Below are 21189 nucleotides of genomic sequence, written 5' to 3'. Positions count from 1 at the left end.
GGCCTGACCTGAATCAATTCAGCAGGAAGTGATTGTTATACTATTTGCACATTCGTTGGATCACTTCGATGTGCAAGAAGACTTCCGGCAACAGATTTCATTTTGCATTCCAAAGTTCAGAGGTAGTCATGATTAAGAAAATCGGTGTGTTGACAAGCGGCGGTGATGCGCCAGGCATGAACGCCGCAATTCGCGGGGTTGTTCGTTCTGCGCTGACAGAAGGTCTGGAAGTAATGGGCATTTATGACGGCTATCTGGGTCTGTATGAAGACCGTATGGTACAGCTAGACCGTTACAGCGTGTCTGACATGATCAACCGTGGTGGTACGTTCCTCGGTTCTGCGCGCTTCCCGGAATTCCGCGACGAGAACATCCGCGCCGTGGCTATCGAAAACCTGAAAAAACGTGGTATCGACGCGCTGGTGGTTATCGGCGGTGACGGTTCCTACATGGGTGCAATGCGTCTGACCGAAATGGGCTTCCCGTGCATCGGCCTGCCGGGCACCATCGACAACGACATCAAAGGCACTGACTACACTATCGGTTTCTTCACTGCGCTGAGCACCGTTGTAGAAGCCATCGACCGTCTGCGTGACACCTCTTCTTCTCACCAGCGTATTTCCGTGGTGGAAGTGATGGGTCGTTACTGTGGCGATCTGACGCTGGCTGCGGCCATTGCCGGTGGTTGTGAATTTGTTGTGGTTCCGGAAGTTGAATTCAGCCGCGATGACCTGGTAAATGAAATCAAAGCGGGTATCGCGAAAGGTAAAAAACACGCAATTGTGGCGATTACCGAACACATGTGTGATGTTGATGAACTGGCGCATTTCATCGAGAAAGAAACCGGTCGTGAAACCCGCGCAACCGTGCTGGGCCACATCCAGCGTGGTGGTTCTCCGGTGCCTTACGACCGTATTCTGGCTTCCCGTATGGGCGCTTACGCTATTGAACTGCTACTGGCAGGTTACGGCGGTCGTTGCGTAGGTATTCAGAACGAACAACTGGTTCACCATGACATCATCGACGCTATCGAAAACATGAAGCGTCCGTTCAAAGGTGACTGGCTGGACTGCGCGAAAAAGCTGTATTAATGATTTCGGGCAGATTTCTTTCGCCTGCAACCGATGACAGAAGCAAAAATGCCTGATGCGCTTCGCTTATCAGGCCTACATGAATTCTGCAATCTATTGAGTTTGCAAGTTTTTGTAGGCCGATAAGGCGTTCACGCCGCATCCGGCATGAACAAAGCGCACTTTGTCAGCAATATGAGGCGGATTTCTTCCGCCTTTTTAACTCCCCAACATATACCCGCAAGTTATAGCCAATCTTTTTTTATTCTTTAATGTTTGGTTCACCTTCTGGCACGCTTTGCTTATCACAACACAACGTAAGAGAGCCAGGCGATGAACAAGTGGGGCGTAGGGTTAACATTTTTGCTGGCAGCGACCAGCGTGATGGCAAAGGATATTCAGTTACTTAACGTTTCGTATGATCCAACGCGCGAGTTATACGAACAATACAACAAAGCCTTCAGCGCCCACTGGAAACAGCAAACCGGCGATAACGTGGTGATTCGTCAGTCGCACGGTGGTTCAGGGAAACAGGCAACATCGGTAATCAACGGGATAGAAGCTGACGTTGTTACGCTGGCGCTGGCTTACGACGTAGATGCGATTGCTGAACGTGGTCGAATTGATAAAGAGTGGATCAAACGTCTGCCGGATAACTCCGCGCCGTATACTTCCACCATTGTCTTCCTGGTACGTAAGGGCAATCCGAAGCAAATCCATGACTGGAACGACCTGGTTAAACCGGGTGTTTCTGTGATCACGCCTAACCCGAAAAGCTCCGGCGGTGCACGCTGGAACTATCTGGCAGCGTGGGGATATGCCCTGCACCACAACAATAACGATCAGGCAAAAGCACAGGATTTTGTGCAATCGTTGTATAAAAACGTTGAAGTGCTGGACTCCGGTGCGCGTGGTTCAACAAATACTTTCGTCGAGCGCGGGATTGGTGACGTGCTGATAGCCTGGGAAAACGAAGCACTGCTGGCAACGAATGAACTGGGGAAAGATAAGTTCGAAATCGTCACGCCGAGTGAGTCTATTCTCGCGGAGCCGACGGTGTCGGTTGTCGATAAGGTGGTGGAGAAAAAAGGCACCAAAGAGGTGGCAGAAGCCTATCTGAAATATCTCTACTCGCCAGAAGGTCAGGAGATTGCAGCCAAAAACTATTACCGTCCGCGCGATCCTGACGTGGCGAAAAAGTATGAAAATGCTTTTCCGAAGCTGAAGTTATTCACCATTGATGAAGAGTTCGGCGGCTGGACGAAAGCGCAAAAAGAGCATTTCTCTAACGGCGGTACGTTTGACCAAATCAGCAAACGTTAATTTTGTTGACGATAACCAGACCCGGTGGCATCTCGCGACCGGGTTTTTTATTTGTCGCGATTTTGCGTTACCCTTGCATCTCTTTGAGGTACAGGGAAAAAACGATGAAAAAAACGGTTATTCTCATTTTGGTGATGATAGTTATCGCCGTTGCTGCGGGTATCGGCTACTGGAAATTTACCGGTGATTCGGATGTGTTACGTAAGATTGTCCTTGAGCAATGTTTGCCCAACCAGCAGCAAAACCAAAATCCTTCGCCATGTGTGGAAGTAAAACCCAATGCCGGATATGTGGTTTTAAAAGACATTAACGGTCCACTGCAATATCTGTTGATGCCAACATATCGTATTAACGGTACTGAAAGCCCTTTGTTGACCGATCCTTCAACGCCGAACTTCTTTTGGCTGGCCTGGCAGGCGCGTGATTTTATGAGTAAAAAATACGGTAAGCCGGTTCCCGATCGCGCGGTCTCTTTGGCGATCAACTCCCGCACGGGACGCACGCAAAACCATTTTCATATTCATATCTCTTGCATCCGTCCTGATGTGCGCGAACAACTGGATAATAACCTGGCGAACATCAGCAGTCGCTGGTTGCCGCTGCCGGGCGGATTACAGGGGCATGAATATCTGGCGCGCCGGGTAACGGAAAGCGAACTGGTTCAACGTAGTCCGTTTATGATGCTGGCGGAAGAAGTGCCAGGAGCGCGGGAACATATGGGAAGTTACGGGCTGGCGATGGTACGACAGAGTGATAACTCGTTTGTATTACTGGCGACGCAAAGAAATCTGCTGATGCTAAACCGTGCTTCAGCCGAGGAGATTCAGGATCATCAGTGTGAGATTTTGCGTTAAGGCGAGCAGTTAAGGAAAGTTAAGTGCCGGATGTGAAATCCGGCACCTGTCAGACTTAAGCCTGTTTAGCCGCTTCTGCAGCTTTAACGATCACCGCAAAGGCGTCAGCTTTCAGAGAAGCACCGCCAACCAGCGCGCCGTCGATGTCCGGCTGAGCGAACAGTTCTGCAGCGTTAGACGCGTTTACAGAACCGCCGTACTGGATGATCACTTGTTCAGCGATGTCAGCGTCAACTTTAGCGATGTGATCACGGATGAATTTGTGAACAGCCTGTGCCTGCGCCGGAGTTGCAGATTTGCCAGTACCGATTGCCCATACTGGTTCGTAAGCGATAACCGCACCTTCGAATGCTGCCGCACCTTGAGTTTTCAGTACTGCGTCGATCTGACGTGCGCAAACTTCTTCAGTTTTGCCCGCTTCGTTCTCAGCTTCAGTTTCACCGATGCACAGAACCGGAGTCAGACCTTGCTCTTTCAGCACAGCGAATTTTTTCGCGATCAGTTCGTCAGACTCTTTGTGGTAAGTACGACGTTCAGAGTGACCGATGATGATGTACTGTGCGCCGATGTCTTTCAGCATAGCGGCAGAGGTTTCACCGGTGAATGCGCCGGACAGGTTCAGATCCACGTTCTGCGCACCCAACATGATGTGGCTGCCTTCAGCTTCACGCTTCGCCATATCGATGTACATTTCCGGTGGTGCGATTGCAACCGCACAGCCAGCAACACCTGCCAGCTCTTTACGCAGGTTAGAAACCAGCTCGTGAACCATGTGGCGGCTGCCGTTCAGTTTCCAGTTACCCATCACTAAAGGATGTCGCATTTTAATTCTCCACGCTTATAAGCGAATAAAGGAAGATGGCCGCCCCGCAGGGCAGCAGGTCTGTGAAACAGTATAGAGATTCATCGGCGCAAAGGCTTTGCTTTTTGTCATTTATTCAACCCTTCCAGCGTTTCAGATAGCGCCAGCTTAATCGGTTCAACAGCGAAGGTCAGTCCCTTTTCGCCGTTGTCCGCAACAACATAGCGCAACGCGCCTTCTGTCTCAGTGTAGTAACGTTTGTTTTTCCCCGCCGTAAGGAGTGACTGCAGCTTTTTCTGACTTTGTGTTTTGGTCATCAGCGGGGTGAGTGTGCGGATCATTGCTGCCATGTATTCCTGGGCTTTCGCTTTAGCGGCTTTTTGCTCTGGCCCCTGGATTGGCAGCCAGGTAATTTGAATGCTTTTGATTTTTAAGGTGCCGCGCTCAAGCGCCGTGGAAGCATACAAGTTCTCGTTAATTTTACTGGCGGCGCGAGTCAGGTTGGCTTTGTCGGGGCTGCTGTCGATGGCACGAAATTCGTTCAGTGGCAGATTGGGGTTCTGGCTGTTAAAGTCTTCTCGAAACTGGCTGATGGAGAGATCGAAAGTGGGGGCGCCAGCCAGCAGGTAGGGCGCTGTTGTTGTCGTGCCAGGCGATTGTGCGTGCACCGTTGCACTAACGGATAACACGGCAGATAAGAGAAAAAACACTGAACACCCTGACTTCATCGGCAGTACCTTTTGTTATGACTGGGTTCGATTAAAACGATATCTGTCGCCCTTGTCAAAAGGGTAGAATCCTGGAAAAGACAACCATCAAGGAACTTACATGACCATACAGCAATGGTTATTCTCGTTTAAAGGGCGTATTGGACGCCGCGATTTCTGGATTTGGATTGGCCTCTGGATCGTTGGCATGTTGGTGCTTTTCTCACTGGCGGCTAAAAAACTACTCGATATCCAGACCGCCGCGTTTTGCCTTGTGTGCCTGTTATGGCCGACAGCGGCAGTGACGGTGAAACGACTGCACGATCGTGGGCGTTCTGGCGCATGGGCATTTCTGATGATTGTAGCGTGGATGCTTCTGGCGGGTAACTGGGCGATTTTACCGGGCGTCTGGCAATGGGCGGTGGGGCGGTTTATTCCGACGTTGATTCTGGTGATGATGCTTATCGATCTTGGCGCATTTGTCGGCACCCAGGGCGAAAATAAATTTGGTAAAGACACCCTGGACGTAAAGTATAAGTCTGAGAATAAATCAAGCCATTAATCTGCAATATATCTCTTATTGCTATTTTTATCCGGTATCGTTATTTCCATATTGCAAATGACGATACCCGGAAAATCTCCCTCATTTCCTCACCTTAATCAATATCAAAAAAAATGGTAATCCATAAGATCATTACTTGTTTGTTCTTCCCTTAACGGCGCATTATTCTTAAGTGGCAATCGACAGAGAGGCGAATATACAGAGGTGCCCTATGAAAGATGTCGTAGATAAATGCAGTACTAAAGGATGTGCGATTGATATCGGTACGGTGATTGATAACGACAACTGTACCAGCAAACTTTCGCGCTTTTTTGCTACTCGCGAAGAAGCAGAGTCCTTTATGACCAAACTGAAAGAGCTTGCAGCCACTGCATCCTCTGCGGATGAAGGTGCCAGCGTGGCCTATAAGATTAAAGATCTGGAGGGGCAAGTCGAGCTTGATGCAGCTTTCACCTTCTCATGCCAGGCCGAGATGATTATTTTTGAGTTATCACTGCGTTCACTTGGTTAATGGAGTTAAACATGGCTTATAAACACATTGGCGTGGCAATTTCCGGGAATGAAGAAGATGCCCTACTGGTGAACAAAGCCCTGGATCTCGCCAGACATAATGACGCTCATCTGACGTTAATTCATATTGATGATGGCTTAAGTGAGTTGTATCCGGGTATCTACTTCCCCGCAACAGAAGATATTCTTCAACTGTTGAAAGATAAGTCGGATAACAAACTGTATAAGCTGACGAAAAATATTCAGTGGCCGAAAACGAAACTGCGCATTGAGCGCGGCGAAATGCCGGAAACACTGCTGGAAATTATGCAAAAAGAGCAGTGTGACCTCCTTGTCTGTGGTCATCACCACTCGTTTATCAACCGTTTGATGCCGGCATATCGCGGGATGATCAATAAGTTGAGTGCGGATCTCTTGATCGTGCCGTTTATCGACAAGTAACCGCTTACCAGTAATGCTCCGCTGTCATGTGACCCGGTCGGCGACGTAAATGCTTCGTCATCTGCCGGGTCTCTTTCAGCAGTTGTTGCGTATCACGTACCATCTGCGGATTACCACACAGCATCACATGGCTGGTTTCTTTATTCATTGGCAGTCCAACCGCGTTTTCCAGTTCACCGCTTTCAATTAACGCCGGTATTCTCCCGGTGAGTGAGCACTCTGCCGTTTCCCGACTGACAACCGTCTGAATGCGCAGTTTTCCTTCGTAGTGTTTTTCCAGTTCCTGCATCAGTGGCAAATAGCTTAAGTCGGCGGCGTAACGCGCGGCGTGAACCAGTACCAGATTTTTGAAGCGATCTAAATCTTTGCCTAATTGCAGAATCGACAAATAAGGGCCAATCGCTGTACCGGTTGCCAGCATCCATAGCGTTTCACAATCTGGTACTTCATCCAGTACAAAAAAGCCAGCCGCTTCGCTAACCACCTGCACTTCGTCACCCGGTTTTAGCGCCGCCAGTCGCGGGCTTAATTTGCCATCAGGGACGGTGACCAGGTAAAACTCCAGGTCGGGATTGTCGGGAGAATTAACGTAAGAGTAGGCGCGCTGGACGCGTTCGCCGTCAATTTCAAGGCCAAGTTTGGTGAATTGCCCGGCGGTAAATGGAAGTACCGGAGCGTGAACGGTGAGACTAAACAGGGCGTCGGTCCAGTTCTGCACTTTAGTGACTTTGCCTGTTACCCAATCAGCCATGTTTCTCTCCTGTTTTGATTGACTTGCCTTATCTTCGTTCTCCGGACAAAAAAATTCCAGTCCCGAAGGACTGGAAGGCTCAATCGATCAAATCAATCAGAGAATGTGCTCCTGCATTTCTGGGTCTTTACGATCCAGATAATGGATGGACTGAATACGGCGAATAGTGCGGGATTTGCCACGGATTAGCAGCGTTTCGGTGGTGGCGATATTGCCTTTGCGGCTAATCCCTTCCAGCAGATCGCCTTTGGTGATACCGGTGGCAGAGAAGATGACGTTATCGCTACGCGCCATATCGCCCAGACGCAGCACTTTACCCGCTTCGATGCCCATCGCTTTGCAGCGTGCCAGCTCCTGCTCGCCAATGCGACGATTCTCTTCGTTGTCGCCTTTGACGTCATGACGAGCCAGCAGACGACCATTCATATCGCCATCTAATGCGCGGATCACCGCCGCTGAAACCACGCCTTCTGGGGCGCCGCCAATACCGTACAGCACGTCAACTTCACTGTCTGGCATACAGGTAAGAATCGAGGCTGCGACATCGCCATCAGGAATGGCAAACACGCGCACGCCGAGTTGCTGCATTTCTGCGATAATTGCGTCGTGGCGCGGTTTCGCCAGAATAGTGACCGTCAGTTCGCTTAACGGTTTGCCGAGTGCCGCTGCAACATTGCGTAGGTTATCCGCCAGCGGCAGATTCAGGTCAATGGTGCCCTTAGCTCCCGGTCCGACGATCAGCTTTTCCATATACATATCCGGCGCATTAAGGAAGCAGCCCTTATCGCCGACAGCCAGCACCGCCAGCGCGTTAGCCTGACCCATCGCCGTCATGCGCGTGCCTTCAATCGGGTCAACAGCAATATCTACCGCATCGCCGCGACCAGTACCGACTTTTTCACCAATGTAGAGCATCGGTGCTTCGTCGATTTCGCCTTCACCAATGACGATGGTGCCGTCAATGTTGACCTGGTTGAGCATAATACGCATGGCGTTTACCGCCGCGCCGTCAGCGGTGTTTTTATCGCCGCGTCCTAACCATTTGTAGCCAGCCAGCGCCGCAGATTCGGTGACGCGGGAAAATTCGATGGCAAGTTCTCGTCTCATAGCAAACTCTAAGCAGTAAGGAATGGCGCGAAGTGTAGCACAGGGGAAGGGCGGGATTATTGATGTGTGCGGGGTTGCCCCCGCACGGTTTCAGAGTCTGCATGATGCCGGATATGTATCCGCCTCGTAGGCCTGATAAGACGCGTCAGCGTCGCATCAGGCGATCAGCATCAGACAATCGTTCAGATGTCTGGCATCACTCCTCGTGTTCTTCCCACGCCATCGCGCGTTTAACCGCTTTTTTCCAGCCAGCGTAACGGTAATTACGCTCGGTGGTTTCGATGCCAGGGCGGAACTCGCGTTCAATCACCGCTTTCTCTTGCAGCTCGTCAAGGTTCTGCCAGAAGCCAACCGCCAGACCAGCAAGATACGCTGCACCCAATGCGGTCACTTCGCGCACTTCCGGGCGCTCAACGCGAGTGCCGAGGATGTCAGACTGGAACTGCATCAGGAAATTGTTCGCCACCGCGCCGCCATCCACGCGCAGTGCGTGCAGACGAATACCGGAGTCGGCCTGCATTGCTTCCAGTACGTCACGCGTCTGATAAGCAATAGACTCCAGCGTCGCGCGGATGATGTGGTTAGCATTCACCCCACGAGTCAGACCGAAAATCGCCCCGCGCGCATACGGATCCCAGTACGGCGCGCCCAGACCGGTAAAGGCCGGAACGACATATACGCCGTTGGTATTTTGCACTTTGGTGGCAAAGTATTCGGAATCGTCGGCGTCGCTAATCAGCTTCATCTCATCGCGCAACCACTGAATCGATGCGCCCGCCATAAATACCGCGCCTTCCAGCGCATAGTTCACTTCGCCAGTCGGGCCACAGGCGATGGTCGTAAGCAGGCCGTTTTCTGATGTCACCGCTTTCTCACCGGTATTCATCAACATAAAGCAGCCTGTACCATAGGTATTCTTCGCCATCCCTTCTTTAACGCACAACTGACCGAATAGCGCCGCCTGCTGATCACCCGCGATCCCGGCGATCGGAATACGCGTGCCTCCTTTACCGCCGATGTTGGTCTGACCGTATACTTCCGAAGAGCGACGCACTTCTGGCAGCATCTCGCGCGGGATATCCAGTGCGTCGAGCATTTTGTCGTCCCAGTCCAGAGTATGGATGTTGAACAACATGGTGCGAGACGCGTTGGTGTAATCGGTCACGTGAACGCGACCTTGAGTCATTTTCCAGATAAGCCAGGTATCAACCGTACCAAACAGCAGTTCACCACGACGCGCACGCTCGCGGGAGCCTTCCACATGGTCGAGGATCCACTTCACTTTGGTGCCAGAGAAGTACGGGTCAATGACCAGACCGGTGTTATTACGAATGTACTCTTCCATGCCATCGCGTTTGAGATGCTCGCAGATCTCAGCGGTACGACGGCACTGCCAGACAATGGCGTTATAGATAGGCTTGCCGGTTTCTTTTTCCCAGACGATAGTGGTTTCTCGCTGGTTAGTAATCCCAATAGCTGCAATTTGATCGGAACTGATATCGGCTTTCGCCAGCACTTCTACCAGCGTAGAGCTTTGGGTAGCCCAGATTTCCATTGGGTCGTGTTCTACCCAGCCTGGTTTTGGGTAGATTTGCTCAAATTCGCGCTGTGACACGCTAATGATATTGGCATCGTGATCCATCACGACTGCGCGGGAGCTGGTGGTGCCCTGGTCGAGCGCAACGATATATTTTTTTTCAGTCATGTTTAATTGTCCCGTAGTCACATTACAGTGAAGCTTTTTGTTCTGAAGGAGTTGTGATCTCCTTTTCTTCCACAACACAGATATCGCAAGGCAAATGGCGGCCAATCAGTTTGCGGTAGGCAAATGCACCTACAATCGCGCCAACGATAGGGCCAAAAAGCGGCACAAGGAAGTAAGGAATGTCTCTGCCGCCGGTAAAGGCGACCTTGCCCCAGCCCGCCAGCCAGGCAAAGACTTTCGGACCGAAGTCACGCGCTGGGTTCATGGCAAAGCCTGTCAATGGACCCATAGATGCGCCGATGACCGCAATCAGTAGACCAATCAACAACGGTGCCAATGGCCCACGCGGTACACCGTTACCATCGTCCGTGAGCGCCAGGATCAGCCCCATCAGAATAGCGGTAATCACCATTTCAACTGCGAAAGCCTGCACAAAATTGATATGAGGGTTAGGGTAAGTAGAGAATGTGCCCGCCAGATCAACACTTTCGACGCTGCCGCGAACAATATGATGGGTCTGTTCGAAGTCGAGGAATAAATTGTAGTAAAGCCCGTAAACTAATGCCGCAGCGCAGAAAGCACCGGCAACTTGTGAAACGATAAAAGGAATAACTTTTCGCTTGTCGAAACAGGCAAACAGCCACAACGCAATAGTGACAGCGGGATTAAGATGCGCGCCGGAAACCCCTGCAGTCAGGTAGATGGCCATTGCCACCCCTAGTCCCCAAATGACACTGATTTCCCACTGACCAAAAGACGCACCAGCGACTTTAAGTGCTGCAACGCAACCCACACCGAAAAAAATCAACAACCCGGTCCCTAGGAATTCAGCAATGCACTGGCCTTTCAAGGTTGATGTTTGACTCATAATCGGATCCTGAAGAGTTAATGTTTGTTGTAAGCGTGAAAGTCACTGACGTTCACGATGCTTGTAGGCATCCTGTGAATTTATCGTTAACGAGCAAAAACGAGAAATATCGAAATCAAAATGTGTGTGCCGCGTCATAAAATGAGCGTTATCGCGCCATTTCTTTCATATTTTCTTACATGATGCACGTTTGTTAAATCATTCTTGCAACAAATTTTTTAACATTTTCGATTCGTGTGGATTATGTCACCAGGAGAAGGATGAAAAGTGTGGCAAACTGGAATCTGCAAGGCGTGCTGCTGGACAGAGATGGCGCGGCTTCATACAATCGGAGCTAACGAAAACGCGCACGTATTTATTAAGGCGTCACCGATAATCGGGACGAGGATTTATATCCATCAACGCCTTGCAATTCAGGAGAGGTATGACAATGTCATTAGAAGTGTTTGAGAAACTGGAAGCAAAAGTACAGCAGGCGATTGATACCATCACTTTGTTGCAGATGGAAATCGAAGAGCTGAAAGAAAAAAACAACTCACTGTCGCAGGAAGTTCAGAATGCCCAGCATCAGCGTGAAGAGCTGGAGCGTGAGAACAACCATCTGAAAGAACAGCAGAACGGCTGGCAGGAACGTCTGCAGGCTCTGCTGGGTCGCATGGAAGAGGTCTGATTACGCTTCATCTTTCGCGTAATTGATTTACTGTGTAGGCCAACAGGTAACGCAGAAAAAAGGCACCTTACGGTGCCTTTTTTATCACTCGATATCCAGCGGATCTTCAGAAAGAATAATCCCGGTATTGTCGGCGTAGAGATGGTCGCCGGAGAAGAAGGTGACGCCGCCAAAGTTGACGCGGACGTCGCTTTCGCCAATGCCTTCGCCAGCAGCACCGACCGGAATTGCCGCCATCGCCTGGATGCCGATATCCAGCTCTTCCAGGTCATCTACCTGACGCACCGCGCCGTAAATGACCAGGCCTTCCCATTCATTTTGTACTGCCAGACGCGCCAGTTCAGCATCGACCAGTGCGCGACGAACAGAACCACCGCCATCGACGACAAGAACACGACCACGACCATTCTGTTCGAGCAGATCATACAGCAACCCGTTGTCCTCGAAACATTTTACCGTGATGATTTGTCCGCCAAACGACGCCCGTCCACCAAAGTTGGAGAACAGCGGTTCCACGACGTTGACATCTTCTTGATAGATGTCACAAAGCTCGGAAGTATCGTATTTCATAGGCTTAACATTCAGTTGCTGCGAGAATTTTCAGTATATCGCGCTATGTGGGTTGTTGGCAAAATCATCAATTGTTAATTGATATTTGTCAGTTATGCTGCCCACTGGCTTAGGAATATCCCTAAAACAAACAGCAAGTTAGTCAGTAATGCGCCCTTGACAGTGCGTTCCAGCATTGGTCGCATCGCTACCGGATCCATTTCACGCATCACATAACGAGCCTGTTTCACCAATAATGGCGTTGCCAGCAGGAACAACCAGCCCCACAGGCTGTGCAGCGAAAAGAGATTAAACAGCGCCAGGCACACCAGTGAGCCCATCAGCAGGCAGGCATGGTAACGACGAGCGTTTACTGCACCTAAGCGCACCACCAGCGTGTTTTTGCCATTCTCGCGGTCACTATTGATATCACGCAGGTTGTTAATGTTTAGAACCGCTGTTGCCAGCAGGCCACAGGCGGTCGCCGGAAGGATCAGCGCCGGAATCAACGTATGCGCCTGCAAATACCAGCTCCCCATGACGCTCAACCAGCCAAAGAAAACCAGTACGGAAATATCACCCAGACCGATATAACCATAAGGGCGATTGCCCACGGTGTAGGTGATAGCGGCGATGATCGACAACCCGCCCAGAATCAGGAAGCCGACAAAATCGGCCAGCGTATGGCACGCCACTGCGACCAGCGCCAGTCCGGAGAGACAGATGAGCACGACGGTAATGATGAGCGCCCGTTTCATCTCTTGCTGAGTAATAACCCCTTTTTGCATACCACGTAGCGGCCCGATACGGTCAGGTTTGTCGCTGCCTTTGACGGCATCGCCGTAATCATTGGCGAGGTTAGAGAGAATTTGAAGCAGTCCGGCGGTAATCAGTGCCAGCAGGGCGACCAGCGGATCGAAGTGACCTTGCCACCATGCCAGTGCTGTCCCGACGATAATTGCAGCAAAGGCGAGGGGGAGGGTTTTAGGTCGTAAACTTTCCAGCCACGCCTGAGTTCGGCTAATTTGTTGTTCAGTCATAATACGCGCCAATAAAAATGGGGCCTTTCAGCCCCATCAAACAATGATGAAAATGATTGAACGCGATTATAGGATAAAACGGCTCAGATCTTCATCTGCCACCAACGCATCCAGATGTTTGCTCACATAATCTGCGTCAATGGTGATAGTTTGACCGCTTAAATCGCTGGCGTCGTAGGAAATCTCTTCCATCAAACGCTCCAGAACGGTATGTAAACGACGTGCACCGATGTTTTCGGTAGATTCGTTCACCTGCCATGCCGCTTCCGCGATACGCTTAATACCGGAATCCGTAAATTCGATATTCACGCCTTCAGTCGCCATCAGTGCTTTGTATTGCACGGTGATAGAGGCATTCGGCTCGGTCAGAATGCGCTCGAAGTCGCTGGTGGTCAGCGCCTGGAGTTCGACGCGGATCGGCAGACGACCTTGCAGTTCCGGGATCAGGTCAGACGGTTTCGCTACCTGGAATGCACCAGAAGCGATAAACAGAATGTGGTCAGTTTTGACCATCCCGTGTTTGGTAGAAACGGTGCAACCTTCTACCAGCGGCAGCAGGTCACGCTGAACGCCTTCACGAGAAACATCCGGACCAGAAGACTCGCCGCGCTTACAGATTTTGTCGATTTCGTCGATAAACACGATCCCGTGCTGTTCAACGGCGTCGATAGCGTCTTGCTTCAGTTCTTCCGGGTTAACCAGTTTCGCCGCTTCTTCTTCAATCAGCAGCTTCATGGCGTCTTTGATTTTCAGCTTACGTGCTTTTTGCTTCTGACCGCCCAGGTTCTGGAACATGGACTGCAACTGGCTGGTCATCTCTTCCATTCCCGGAGGCGCCATAATTTCAACGCCCATCGGTGCTGCGGCAAGATCGATCTCGATTTCTTTGTCATCGAGCTGGCCTTCACGCAGTTTTTTGCGGAATGCCTGACGGGCAGCGGACGGTTCCTGCTGCTGTTCGGTCTGTCCCCAGTTGTTTTTAGCTGGTGGGATCAGCACGTCGAGAATGCGCTCTTCTGCCAGTTCTTCAGCGCGATAGCGGTTTTTCTCGATAGCTTGTACACGCACCATTTTCACGGCGGCATCGGTCAGATCGCGGATGATAGAATCGACTTCTTTACCCACATAACCGACTTCGGTGAATTTGGTCGCTTCAACTTTGATGAACGGCGCGTTTGCCAGTTTTGCCAGGCGACGGGCGATTTCAGTTTTACCGACGCCAGTCGGGCCGATCATCAGGATATTTTTCGGGGTCACTTCATGGCGCAGCTCTTCGTTGAGCTGCATACGACGCCAGCGGTTACGCAGTGCAATCGCCACGGAACGCTTGGCGTTATCCTGGCCAATGATGTGCTTATCAAGTTCGCTGACGATTTCGCGTGGGGTCATTTCAGACATGGGAGATCCTTACGCTTTGTAGCTTAATTCTTCGATGGTATGGAAATGGTTGGTATAGATGCAAATATCGCCTGCAATATCCAACGCCTTTTCAGCAATTTCACGAGCACTCAGTTCAGTGTTTTCTAACAGTGCGCGCGCCGCCGCCTGGGCATAAGGCCCGCCGGAGCCGATAGCAATAAGATCGTTTTCTGGCTGCACTACGTCACCATTACCGGTGATGATCAGCGAAGCGGTTTCATCCGCGACTGCCAGCAGTGCTTCAAGTTTGCGCAACATGCGATCGGTACGCCAGTCTTTTGCCAGTTCAACGGCGGCTTTAACCAGATGGCCCTGATGCATTTCCAGTTTACGTTCAAACAGTTCGAACAGCGTAAAAGCATCCGCAGTACCGCCCGCAAAGCCCGCGATGACTTTGTCGTTGTACAGACGGCGGACCTTTTTCACGTTGCCTTTCATTACGGTATTGCCCAACGTGGCCTGACCATCACCAGCGATGACCACATGGCCGTTACGGCGTACGCTTACTATAGTTGTCACGAGCTGACCCCTTGGTTACGAATACAGAGTACAAACCCCGTACAAAAGTACGGGGCATAATGCAATTATAGATGGGGGGGATTTTGAGGGTTTCAACCCCCGGCGGCGAGCCGAATGCAGTTTGTATGACCCGCCATCTTCAGGCGATTGAGGGTGCTGTCTGCGTTCTCTTTGCCTTTCACCGGGCCAATGACCACACGATTCCAGCCATTGTTGGTGGTAATTTTCGAGTCAAAGCCTTCGAACGCCAGCTGAGCACGTACCGTCTCTGCCTGTTCTGCGCCTCTGAACGAACCGCACTGTACCATCCAGCGGCGTTCATCTTTTTTCTCTGCCGTCGGTTTTGGCGCGTCAGCTGCACGAGCAACTGGCGCAGCTTGCTGCGGCTTCGACTGCGCGGTAGTGTGTGCAGGGGTTTGCAGCAGATCCTGGTACGGCTGCTGAGTAGAAGCCGGTTTAGACTGGCGCGGCTGTGACTGAACCGGCGCGGCTTGCGACGTACGCGTCTGTTGTTGCCAGCTTTGTTCGGTCGTACGCGACTGCTGAGCCAGGCGTTGCTGTTCCGCTAACTGCTGCGCCTGACGCTGGCGTTGTAGCGTTTGCTGGCGCTGTTCTGGCGTCTGCTCATTCCATGGAACTTCAACTAACTGCGTTGGCTGCTGGCGCATATCGGCCTGCATTTGTTCAAGAAGCTGGCGCTGTTCTGGTGTCAGTTGCTCCGGCGTTTTTACTTCACCACCGGCAGAAGGTTCTGTTGGCGCACGCACACCCGGCTGGCGACTTTCCAGCTCTTTAATGTAGCGCCAGCGTTCTTCCGGTTTCGGAGGTAGTCCGTTTCCGGTCACTTTCTGGCTTTGCAGCGTCTCGGACTCTTCTTTCTTGTGATGCGTAATGAAGTACAGACCACCGATAAAGGTCACAAGAACGGCGGCAGCAATAGCGACCATTGCGGGAGAAACCGCAGGCAGATTTCGTTGCTTTTTCCGTGAGGTACTCTTTTTTCGCCGCGAAGGTGCCGGTTGGCTGCGGCGTACATAATCTCGTTGTGCCACTATCGTTTCGCTGTATTTATTCGTTCGTCAGCCCGCCATGTTACTTAAGCGGCGGGCCTTTGACCAGTCACGGAAGCCTTAAAGGTTTACTTTAAGTCAATGTGCGTGTCGATCCCCGGATAATAAGCTCGCAGTCCATTAAACGTGAGCCGCTGCCGACCGTTTGCCCCTGCATTTGGTCAAGCAATAACAACATTGCCTCCCGACCAATTTCATAGCGCGGCTGTGCGATGGTTGTCAGTGGCGGATCACAAAATTGCGTCAGGTCGATGTTATCAAAACCGATTATGGAAAGGTCATCAGGAATTTTCAGCCCCTGACGTTTCGCCTGCGAAAGCGCGCCAAGTGCCATCACATCGCTATGACAGAAAACAGCAGTTGGCGGTTGCGGAAGGTCAAGCAACTGCTGCATGGCTTTACTTCCGGCGTCGAAGGTGAAGTCGCCACGGGCGATATATTGTGGATCAACCATAATTCCGCAGCGACGCAGCGCCTGAACGTAACCTTGCAGGCGATAGTGACACAGCGGCATTTCTTCCGGACCAGCAATACAGCCGATCAATTTATGCCCCTGTTCATACAGGTAATTTACCGCATCAAATGCAGCAGTCAGGTTGTCGATATGAACTGTAGGCAGTTCCAGCTCCGGTGCAAATTCGTTCGCCATCACCATCGGCGGCAGATTACGCTGTTCCTCAATGCTGGCATCAAACGGCAGCCTTGAACCAAGCAGCAACATGCCATCAATTTGCTTAGTGATTATCAAATCGATAAAGGTTTTTTCCTGCTGGTTTTGATGTGCACAGTCGCCAATCAGTACCAGATATCCATGACTTGCTGCCGTAATTTCGATACCGCGAATAATTTCGCTAAAGAAGGGATCGCAGATATCCGGGACAATCACCAGAATGGTGCGGGATTCATTACGCTTGACGTTACGCCCCATCGGCTGCGGTAAATAACCCACTTCCCGGGCGGCTTTTTCAACCCGGTTACGAGTCGCCAGGGAGACCTTATCTGGATTCATTAACGCTCGGGAGACGGTCGCCGTAGAAACTTTTGCTTTCAGGGCGACGTCTTTCATGGTTGCGGCAGTTTCCTGCTTCTTCGCTTTCACACTCACTCCTCGCCTGGCACGTCAGGCGTACTACATCCGTGTTTACTTCACATCGGCAACATTTTTAGCAGATAGCGCGTGAAAACGGTTACAGAATTTTCATGAAAAGTGTGATGAATATTTAATTTTTCGATCCGCCTCGCATCGTTAGCGGTTTAACCCTCAATAGGATCGACATCCAGCACCCATTTCACTTTCCGTGAATCCGGTATTGTATTAATAAGCGCCAGCGTACCGTTAATGATGTGCTGTAAGCGCACGCGGGAAGGATGTTGTAGCAGGATTTGCCAGCGCCAGCGACCGCCACGTTTGGGTGCCAGTGCCGGAACCGGACCGAGAACCCACAGTTTGTCGTCTGCAAGCGGGCTGGAGAGGATGAGATTTCGCAACTGTTGCAGGAACAGCGGCGCGTGCTGATTGTTATGATCCTCCGCGCGCACAATCACATGGCTGGTCCACGGCGGCAGTTGCATCATGCGTCGTTCAGCCAGTGCCTGTTCGGCAAAGGCGTCGTAGCCTTTATAGAGCAACGTTTGCAATAGCGGGTGTTCTGGATGATGCGTTTGCAGCACCACTTCGCCCTGTTTACCCGCACGCCCGGCACGACCGGCGACCTGGGTGTAAAGCTGGGCGAAACGTTCTGCGGAACGAAAATCGGCAGAAAACAGCGCGCCGTCCACGTCCAGTAACGCCACAAGTGTGACATCCGGAAAGTGGTGGCCTTTCGCCAGCATTTGCGTGCCAATCAAAATCCGCGCGCCGCCGCGATGCACTTCCGCCAATTGTTGCTCCAGCGCGCCTTTGCGACTGGTAGTGTCACGATCAATACGTGAAATGGGTACACCAGGGAACATTGGCGCGAGCGTCTGTTCAAGCTGTTCGGTGCCCAGCCCCACGGGCACTAGGTGTGTGGAACCGCAGGAAGGGCACTGGCGCGGCACCGGACGCTGACTGTCACAGTGGTGGCAGCGCAGATGGTGCTGCGCCTGATGCAATGTGTAGTAGTGATCGCAGCGCGGGCATTCGGCTATCCAGCCACAGTCGTGGCACAGTAGCGCAGGCGCAAAGCCACGGCGGTTAAGAAAGAGAATGACCTGGTTATTGGCCTGTAAATGCTGGCGCATACGGGTGATTAACGCCGGAGCCAGCCCCGCCTGCACCTTCTGACCTTTTAAATCCAGCACATGTTGAATTGCCGGACGCGCATTCCCCGCCCGGCGCGTCAGGCGCAGCAGGCGGTATTTTTTCTGCTGGACGTTGCACAACGTTTCCAGCGCGGGCGTTGCGGAGCCAAGAATAATCGGGATTTGCTCGCTGTGCGCACGATACACCGCCAGGTCGCGGGCATGATAGCGCCAGCCTTCCTGTTGCTTGTAGGAGCTGTCATGTTCTTCGTCGATGACAATCACGCCGAGATTTTTAAACGGCGTAAACAGCGCGGAGCGGGTGCCGATCACAATCGCCGCCTCGCCATTTTTTGCTTTCAGCCACGCCGAAAGACGCTCGCTGTCGTTCAGGCCAGAATGCAGAACTTCTACGGGCGCATTAAAGCGTTCACGAAAACGGGCGATAGTTTGTGGTGTCAGGCCGATTTCCGGCACCATTACCAGCGCCTGTTTGCCCTGAGCGAGCACGTTTTCCAGCACGCTGAGATAAACTTCCGTTTTACCGGAGCCGGTGACGCCCGCCAGCAGCCAGGCGGAAAATGTATCTGCCGCGCTATGGATGGCACCAACGGCGGTGGCTTGTTCAGTATTTAGTCGCAACCGCTCGCCAGAAACGGCATAGTTCGTTCGCCAGTCAATAAATTCCGGTGTTTCGCTTGCCAGTTCGCACAGACCTTTTTTGCGCAGCGCCTGCAACGCGGCATCATTAAATTCGAGCGTGGCGACCTGGTCGCGCCAGATTTTCCCTTGCCGTAACGCCGCCAACGCCTGTTGTTGCTTGGGTGAACGTTTCAGGCTGTTAAGATCCACCGCCTGGCCTTGTTCAGTGGCAAACCAGTACCACATCGGCGTGTTCGCCGCAGGCCGCCCCTGGCGTAGTAAAATCGGCAAGGCATGAAACAGCACATCGCCAATCGGATGATGATAGTAATCTGCCGCCCATAGCAGTAATCGCCAGACGGAGTGAGTAAATACAGGCTCAACGTCCAGCACTTCAACTACCGCTTTTAGCTCGTTGAGCGGCAGCTCGCTGACATCGCTAACGGACACCACAATCCCGATGCGTTCTTGCTGTTTACCAAACGGCACGCGCACGCGACACCCGGCTTTAACCGTCATGCCTTCAGGCAGCAGATAGTCAAAGGTTCGGGGAAGCGGAACGGGCAAGGCAACGTGAGCAACGGGCATAGCATCATCCTGACTTGAAATTCGGTGGAACAGTATACACATTGCCGTAGAGGAGTGCGGATCAGTTTGCATACGCTGGTTAATTTCTGTATGATTCGGCGCCTTTGATACGAAATGATCGTATTGAAACTATACTTTAAACATCGCGTGGTGTCTGGCGTTAGGGCTGGAAGAGCGACGCGGCCTTAAACCGAGGTTTTCCCATGAAAAAAGATATTCACCCGAAATACGAAGAAATTACTGCTAGCTGCTCTTGCGGTAACGTAATGAAAATCCGCTCCACCGTTGGTCATGACCTGAACCTCGACGTGTGCAGCAAGTGCCACCCGTTCTTCACTGGCAAACAGCGTGATGTTGCTACCGGTGGCCGTGTTGACCGCTTCAACAAGCGTTTCAGCATCCCGGGCAGCAAATAAGACCGGATTTCCGAAAAAAGCGCCGCACGGCGCTTTTTTTGTGCCTGAAAATCTACATTAGCAACATAACTTATTGAGTTTGTGTCTTTTTATCTTTCTTCTCATAGCGAAAATCCATTTTATCAATACCGTATTTTTTCATGCGCAAATACAGCTTTTTTCTGGGTATCTGAAAGTAATCGGCAACGTCGTTGATACGACCCTGATGGAAGTTGAGTGCATCAATAATTATTTGTCTTTCATAAGATTCTACGAGTTCATCCAGCGGTGCTGGATCCGTCTCCATCATCTGCAAACTGACCGAATCGTCCAGCATTAAAACGCCGACTGCCACCAGTTCTGCCGCATTCACCAATTCAATAATATTACCAGGCCAGGTACGCGCCATCAGTCGCTTATAAAAAGCTTTTCCCAACAGCGGCTGCTGGCGATTTAATCGTTTACAGGTGAGGGTCAGATAATGGTGAAAAATAGGTTCAATATCCCCCGGTCGCTGGCTGAGTGGTGGGCATTCAATGTGGGTGAGTGAAAAAAGAAAATACAATGCAGGAATAATTTTTTGTGCGGCAGCCAGTTCAGCCAGAGGGCTTTGATTAACAACAATCAGACGAAATGACCGATCCTGGGGTCTTTCCTGGTATTGGATCAAGGCGCGCTGATTTTCTGGCGTTAAATGCTCAAGTTCTTTTAATAACAGCGTGCCACCTTTTGCTTCTTTCACCCATTCTTCCAGGGGCTGCGGGCTATTGGCGCTGAGTGTGCGTTCAATTAAAGGTCTTTCCTTGCGAGAACTAAATTGATGAAGATAGTGGGCGGCTAATGTTCTTCCTGTGCCAGGTTCGCCGTAAAAGCAGACGGGAAGATCGGTTTCTGCCAGCGTTTCAAGCTGTTGACGTGTCTGGCGAATCCAACCACTGTTACCGATTAAGTGCCGATTAAACTGAGCGTGTCGCCATTTTTTTTGTTCCAGATAAGCTTCACGTTCAGCCAGTGCTTTTTCGATAAGCGATAGAAATTGTTCCGGATTGATCGGCTTTTGCAGGAAATCCCACGCTCCCTTTTTTACTGCTTCAACTGCCATGGGGACATCGCCATGCCCGGTGATCATCAGAATGGGAAGATTAGGGTCAATCAGCATTATTTTTTCCAGTAGCGTAATGCCTGAAATATCCGGCATACAAACGTCGCACACCACGATGCCTTCCCACGTGTTTTGCAGTAATTGTAGAGCCTCAGAAGGGTTGCTACAGGTACATACGACATAACCCTCTTGTTGTAAGAGAGTGCTGTAGGCTTGCAGAACATCATTGTCGTCATCAATTAACAGAATTGTTGGGGTGGTGTCTGTCATGC

22 protein-coding genes are annotated in these 21189 nt (G+C 51.3%); 8 read left to right on the top strand and 14 right to left on the bottom strand.

What is annotated here, in order from left to right; all coding sequences use genetic code 11:
• Positions 1 to 128: 128 nt before the first annotated feature.
• From pfkA to cdh, 3 genes are all read left to right on the top strand, one after another.
• Complete coding sequence (gene pfkA, locus A7589_RS07835; protein ID WP_001355350.1) at positions 129 to 1091, top strand: 6-phosphofructokinase; 963 nt, start codon at positions 129 to 131, stop codon at positions 1089 to 1091.
• 312 nt (positions 1092 to 1403) lie between these two features.
• Positions 1404 to 2393: a sulfate/thiosulfate ABC transporter substrate-binding protein Sbp gene (gene sbp, locus A7589_RS07830; protein WP_001045694.1), complete on the top strand. Its 990-nt coding sequence runs from the start codon at positions 1404 to 1406 to the stop codon at positions 2391 to 2393.
• Positions 2394 to 2497: 104 nt separating this feature from the next.
• Positions 2498 to 3247: a CDP-diacylglycerol diphosphatase gene (cdh, locus tag A7589_RS07825; protein WP_010349502.1), complete on the top strand. Its 750-nt coding sequence runs from the start codon at positions 2498 to 2500 to the stop codon at positions 3245 to 3247.
• A gap of 55 nt (positions 3248 to 3302) precedes the next feature.
• On the opposite strand, the gene tpiA is transcribed toward cdh, so the two are convergent.
• The gene (tpiA, locus tag A7589_RS07820) at positions 3303 to 4070 is read right to left on the bottom strand and encodes a triose-phosphate isomerase (protein ID WP_001216323.1); all 768 of its coding nucleotides are present in this window, start codon (positions 4068 to 4070) and stop codon (positions 3303 to 3305) included.
• Between the two features lie 107 nt (positions 4071 to 4177).
• On the bottom strand, positions 4178 to 4777 hold the full coding sequence (locus A7589_RS07815) for a YiiQ family protein (protein WP_000834909.1): 600 nt from the start codon (positions 4775 to 4777) through the stop codon (positions 4178 to 4180).
• A gap of 100 nt (positions 4778 to 4877) precedes the next feature.
• Between A7589_RS07815 and A7589_RS07810 the strand changes: the two genes are divergently transcribed.
• The 3 genes from A7589_RS07810 (at position 4878) to uspD (ending at position 6269) form a co-directional block, all read left to right on the top strand.
• A complete protein-coding gene (locus A7589_RS07810; protein ID WP_000155270.1) occupies positions 4878 to 5318 on the top strand; it encodes a DUF805 domain-containing protein in 441 nt (146 codons plus the stop codon).
• Positions 5319 to 5529: 211 nt separating this feature from the next.
• Positions 5530 to 5829, top strand: coding sequence for a DUF406 domain-containing protein (locus A7589_RS07805; RefSeq protein WP_000655995.1), 300 nt, complete (start codon positions 5530 to 5532; stop codon positions 5827 to 5829).
• An 11-nt stretch (positions 5830 to 5840) separates the two neighbouring features.
• A complete protein-coding gene (gene uspD / locus A7589_RS07800) occupies positions 5841 to 6269 on the top strand; it encodes a universal stress protein UspD (RefSeq protein WP_000323549.1) in 429 nt (142 codons plus the stop codon).
• Positions 6270 to 6273: 4 nt separating this feature from the next.
• Here uspD and fpr read toward each other — a convergent pair whose 3' ends face one another.
• The 4 genes from fpr to glpF form a co-directional block, all read right to left on the bottom strand.
• Positions 6274 to 7020, bottom strand: coding sequence for a ferredoxin--NADP(+) reductase (fpr, locus tag A7589_RS07795; RefSeq protein ID WP_000796317.1), 747 nt, complete (start codon positions 7018 to 7020; stop codon positions 6274 to 6276).
• A gap of 96 nt (positions 7021 to 7116) precedes the next feature.
• Positions 7117 to 8127 carry a class II fructose-bisphosphatase gene (gene glpX / locus A7589_RS07790; RefSeq protein WP_001250634.1) on the bottom strand — a complete coding sequence of 337 codons (1011 nt, stop codon included), beginning with the start codon at positions 8125 to 8127 and terminating at the stop codon, positions 7117 to 7119.
• A gap of 196 nt (positions 8128 to 8323) precedes the next feature.
• A complete protein-coding gene (gene glpK, locus A7589_RS07785; protein ID WP_000136801.1) occupies positions 8324 to 9832 on the bottom strand; it encodes a glycerol kinase GlpK in 1509 nt (502 codons plus the stop codon).
• Between the two features lie 22 nt (positions 9833 to 9854).
• Positions 9855 to 10700 carry a glycerol uptake facilitator protein GlpF gene (gene glpF / locus A7589_RS07780; protein ID WP_000084276.1) on the bottom strand — a complete coding sequence of 282 codons (846 nt, stop codon included), beginning with the start codon at positions 10698 to 10700 and terminating at the stop codon, positions 9855 to 9857.
• A gap of 424 nt (positions 10701 to 11124) precedes the next feature.
• On the opposite strand from glpF, the gene zapB reads away from it, so the two are divergent.
• Positions 11125 to 11370, top strand: a complete 246-nt coding sequence (zapB, locus tag A7589_RS07775; RefSeq protein WP_001296623.1) for a septal ring assembly protein ZapB — start codon at positions 11125 to 11127, stop codon at positions 11368 to 11370.
• Between the two features lie 84 nt (positions 11371 to 11454).
• Here zapB and rraA read toward each other — a convergent pair whose 3' ends face one another.
• The 7 genes from rraA to priA all read right to left on the bottom strand — a co-directional run bounded on the left by rraA (position 11455) and on the right by priA (position 19420).
• Positions 11455 to 11940, bottom strand: a complete 486-nt coding sequence (gene rraA / locus A7589_RS07770) for a ribonuclease E activity regulator RraA (protein WP_000872908.1) — start codon at positions 11938 to 11940, stop codon at positions 11455 to 11457.
• Positions 11941 to 12032: 92 nt separating this feature from the next.
• Complete coding sequence (gene menA, locus A7589_RS07765) at positions 12033 to 12959, bottom strand: 1,4-dihydroxy-2-naphthoate polyprenyltransferase (protein WP_010353974.1); 927 nt, start codon at positions 12957 to 12959, stop codon at positions 12033 to 12035.
• Between the two features lie 66 nt (positions 12960 to 13025).
• Positions 13026 to 14357 carry an ATP-dependent protease ATPase subunit HslU gene (gene hslU / locus A7589_RS07760; RefSeq protein WP_001293348.1) on the bottom strand — a complete coding sequence of 444 codons (1332 nt, stop codon included), beginning with the start codon at positions 14355 to 14357 and terminating at the stop codon, positions 13026 to 13028.
• A 9-nt stretch (positions 14358 to 14366) separates the two neighbouring features.
• Positions 14367 to 14897 (bottom strand): ATP-dependent protease subunit HslV, encoded by a 531-nt coding sequence (gene hslV / locus A7589_RS07755; RefSeq protein ID WP_000208242.1) that lies wholly within the window; start codon positions 14895 to 14897, stop codon positions 14367 to 14369.
• 92 nt (positions 14898 to 14989) lie between these two features.
• Entirely contained in the window at positions 14990 to 15949 is a 960-nt protein-coding gene (gene ftsN, locus A7589_RS07750) for a cell division protein FtsN (protein WP_000068842.1), read from the bottom strand.
• A gap of 91 nt (positions 15950 to 16040) precedes the next feature.
• Positions 16041 to 17066 (bottom strand): DNA-binding transcriptional regulator CytR, encoded by a 1026-nt coding sequence (gene cytR, locus A7589_RS07745; RefSeq protein WP_000644886.1) that lies wholly within the window; start codon positions 17064 to 17066, stop codon positions 16041 to 16043.
• Positions 17067 to 17221: 155 nt separating this feature from the next.
• Positions 17222 to 19420 carry a primosomal protein N' gene (gene priA / locus A7589_RS07740; RefSeq protein WP_010353975.1) on the bottom strand — a complete coding sequence of 733 codons (2199 nt, stop codon included), beginning with the start codon at positions 19418 to 19420 and terminating at the stop codon, positions 17222 to 17224.
• Positions 19421 to 19623: 203 nt separating this feature from the next.
• On the opposite strand from priA, the gene rpmE reads away from it, so the two are divergent.
• On the top strand, positions 19624 to 19836 hold the full coding sequence (gene rpmE, locus A7589_RS07735) for a 50S ribosomal protein L31 (RefSeq protein ID WP_000710770.1): 213 nt from the start codon (positions 19624 to 19626) through the stop codon (positions 19834 to 19836).
• Between the two features lie 70 nt (positions 19837 to 19906).
• Here the strand turns inward: rpmE and pgtA are convergent, their stop codons facing one another.
• Positions 19907 to 21187, bottom strand: coding sequence for a two-component system response regulator PgtA (pgtA, locus tag A7589_RS07730; RefSeq protein ID WP_000132857.1), 1281 nt, complete (start codon positions 21185 to 21187; stop codon positions 19907 to 19909).
• Positions 21188 to 21189: the final 2 nt, after the last annotated feature.

Origin of the sequence: Escherichia sp. MOD1-EC6475, assembly GCF_003046645.1 — a bacterium.
Taxonomy (GTDB): domain Bacteria; phylum Pseudomonadota; class Gammaproteobacteria; order Enterobacterales; family Enterobacteriaceae; genus Escherichia; species Escherichia ruysiae.
The sequence above is the reverse complement of the archived record's forward strand: the minus strand, read 5'-3'. Positions and strand labels throughout refer to the sequence as shown.

What these genes read in the sequence shown, in the direction of transcription:
- uspD (WP_000323549.1), top strand. Translation starts at nt 5,841, where the DNA reads ATGGCTTATAAACACATTGGCGTGGCAATTTCCGGGAATGAAGAAGAT.
- pgtA (WP_000132857.1), bottom strand. Translation starts at nt 21,187, where the DNA reads ATGACAGACACCACCCCAACAATTCTGTTAATTGATGACGACAATGAT.
- pfkA (WP_001355350.1), top strand. Translation starts at nt 129, where the DNA reads ATGATTAAGAAAATCGGTGTGTTGACAAGCGGCGGTGATGCGCCAGGC.
- tpiA (WP_001216323.1), bottom strand. Translation starts at nt 4,070, where the DNA reads ATGCGACATCCTTTAGTGATGGGTAACTGGAAACTGAACGGCAGCCGC.
- priA (WP_010353975.1), bottom strand. Translation starts at nt 19,420, where the DNA reads ATGCCCGTTGCTCACGTTGCCTTGCCCGTTCCGCTTCCCCGAACCTTT.
- fpr (WP_000796317.1), bottom strand. Translation starts at nt 7,020, where the DNA reads ATGGCTGATTGGGTAACAGGCAAAGTCACTAAAGTGCAGAACTGGACC.
- hslU (WP_001293348.1), bottom strand. Translation starts at nt 14,357, where the DNA reads ATGTCTGAAATGACCCCACGCGAAATCGTCAGCGAACTTGATAAGCAC.
- glpF (WP_000084276.1), bottom strand. Translation starts at nt 10,700, where the DNA reads ATGAGTCAAACATCAACCTTGAAAGGCCAGTGCATTGCTGAATTCCTA.
- menA (WP_010353974.1), bottom strand. Translation starts at nt 12,959, where the DNA reads ATGACTGAACAACAAATTAGCCGAACTCAGGCGTGGCTGGAAAGTTTA.
- rraA (WP_000872908.1), bottom strand. Translation starts at nt 11,940, where the DNA reads ATGAAATACGATACTTCCGAGCTTTGTGACATCTATCAAGAAGATGTC.
- A7589_RS07810 (WP_000155270.1), top strand. Translation starts at nt 4,878, where the DNA reads ATGACCATACAGCAATGGTTATTCTCGTTTAAAGGGCGTATTGGACGC.
- rpmE (WP_000710770.1), top strand. Translation starts at nt 19,624, where the DNA reads ATGAAAAAAGATATTCACCCGAAATACGAAGAAATTACTGCTAGCTGC.
- glpK (WP_000136801.1), bottom strand. Translation starts at nt 9,832, where the DNA reads ATGACTGAAAAAAAATATATCGTTGCGCTCGACCAGGGCACCACCAGC.
- A7589_RS07805 (WP_000655995.1), top strand. Translation starts at nt 5,530, where the DNA reads ATGAAAGATGTCGTAGATAAATGCAGTACTAAAGGATGTGCGATTGAT.
- zapB (WP_001296623.1), top strand. Translation starts at nt 11,125, where the DNA reads ATGACAATGTCATTAGAAGTGTTTGAGAAACTGGAAGCAAAAGTACAG.
- glpX (WP_001250634.1), bottom strand. Translation starts at nt 8,127, where the DNA reads ATGAGACGAGAACTTGCCATCGAATTTTCCCGCGTCACCGAATCTGCG.
- sbp (WP_001045694.1), top strand. Translation starts at nt 1,404, where the DNA reads ATGAACAAGTGGGGCGTAGGGTTAACATTTTTGCTGGCAGCGACCAGC.
- cdh (WP_010349502.1), top strand. Translation starts at nt 2,498, where the DNA reads ATGAAAAAAACGGTTATTCTCATTTTGGTGATGATAGTTATCGCCGTT.
- A7589_RS07815 (WP_000834909.1), bottom strand. Translation starts at nt 4,777, where the DNA reads ATGAAGTCAGGGTGTTCAGTGTTTTTTCTCTTATCTGCCGTGTTATCC.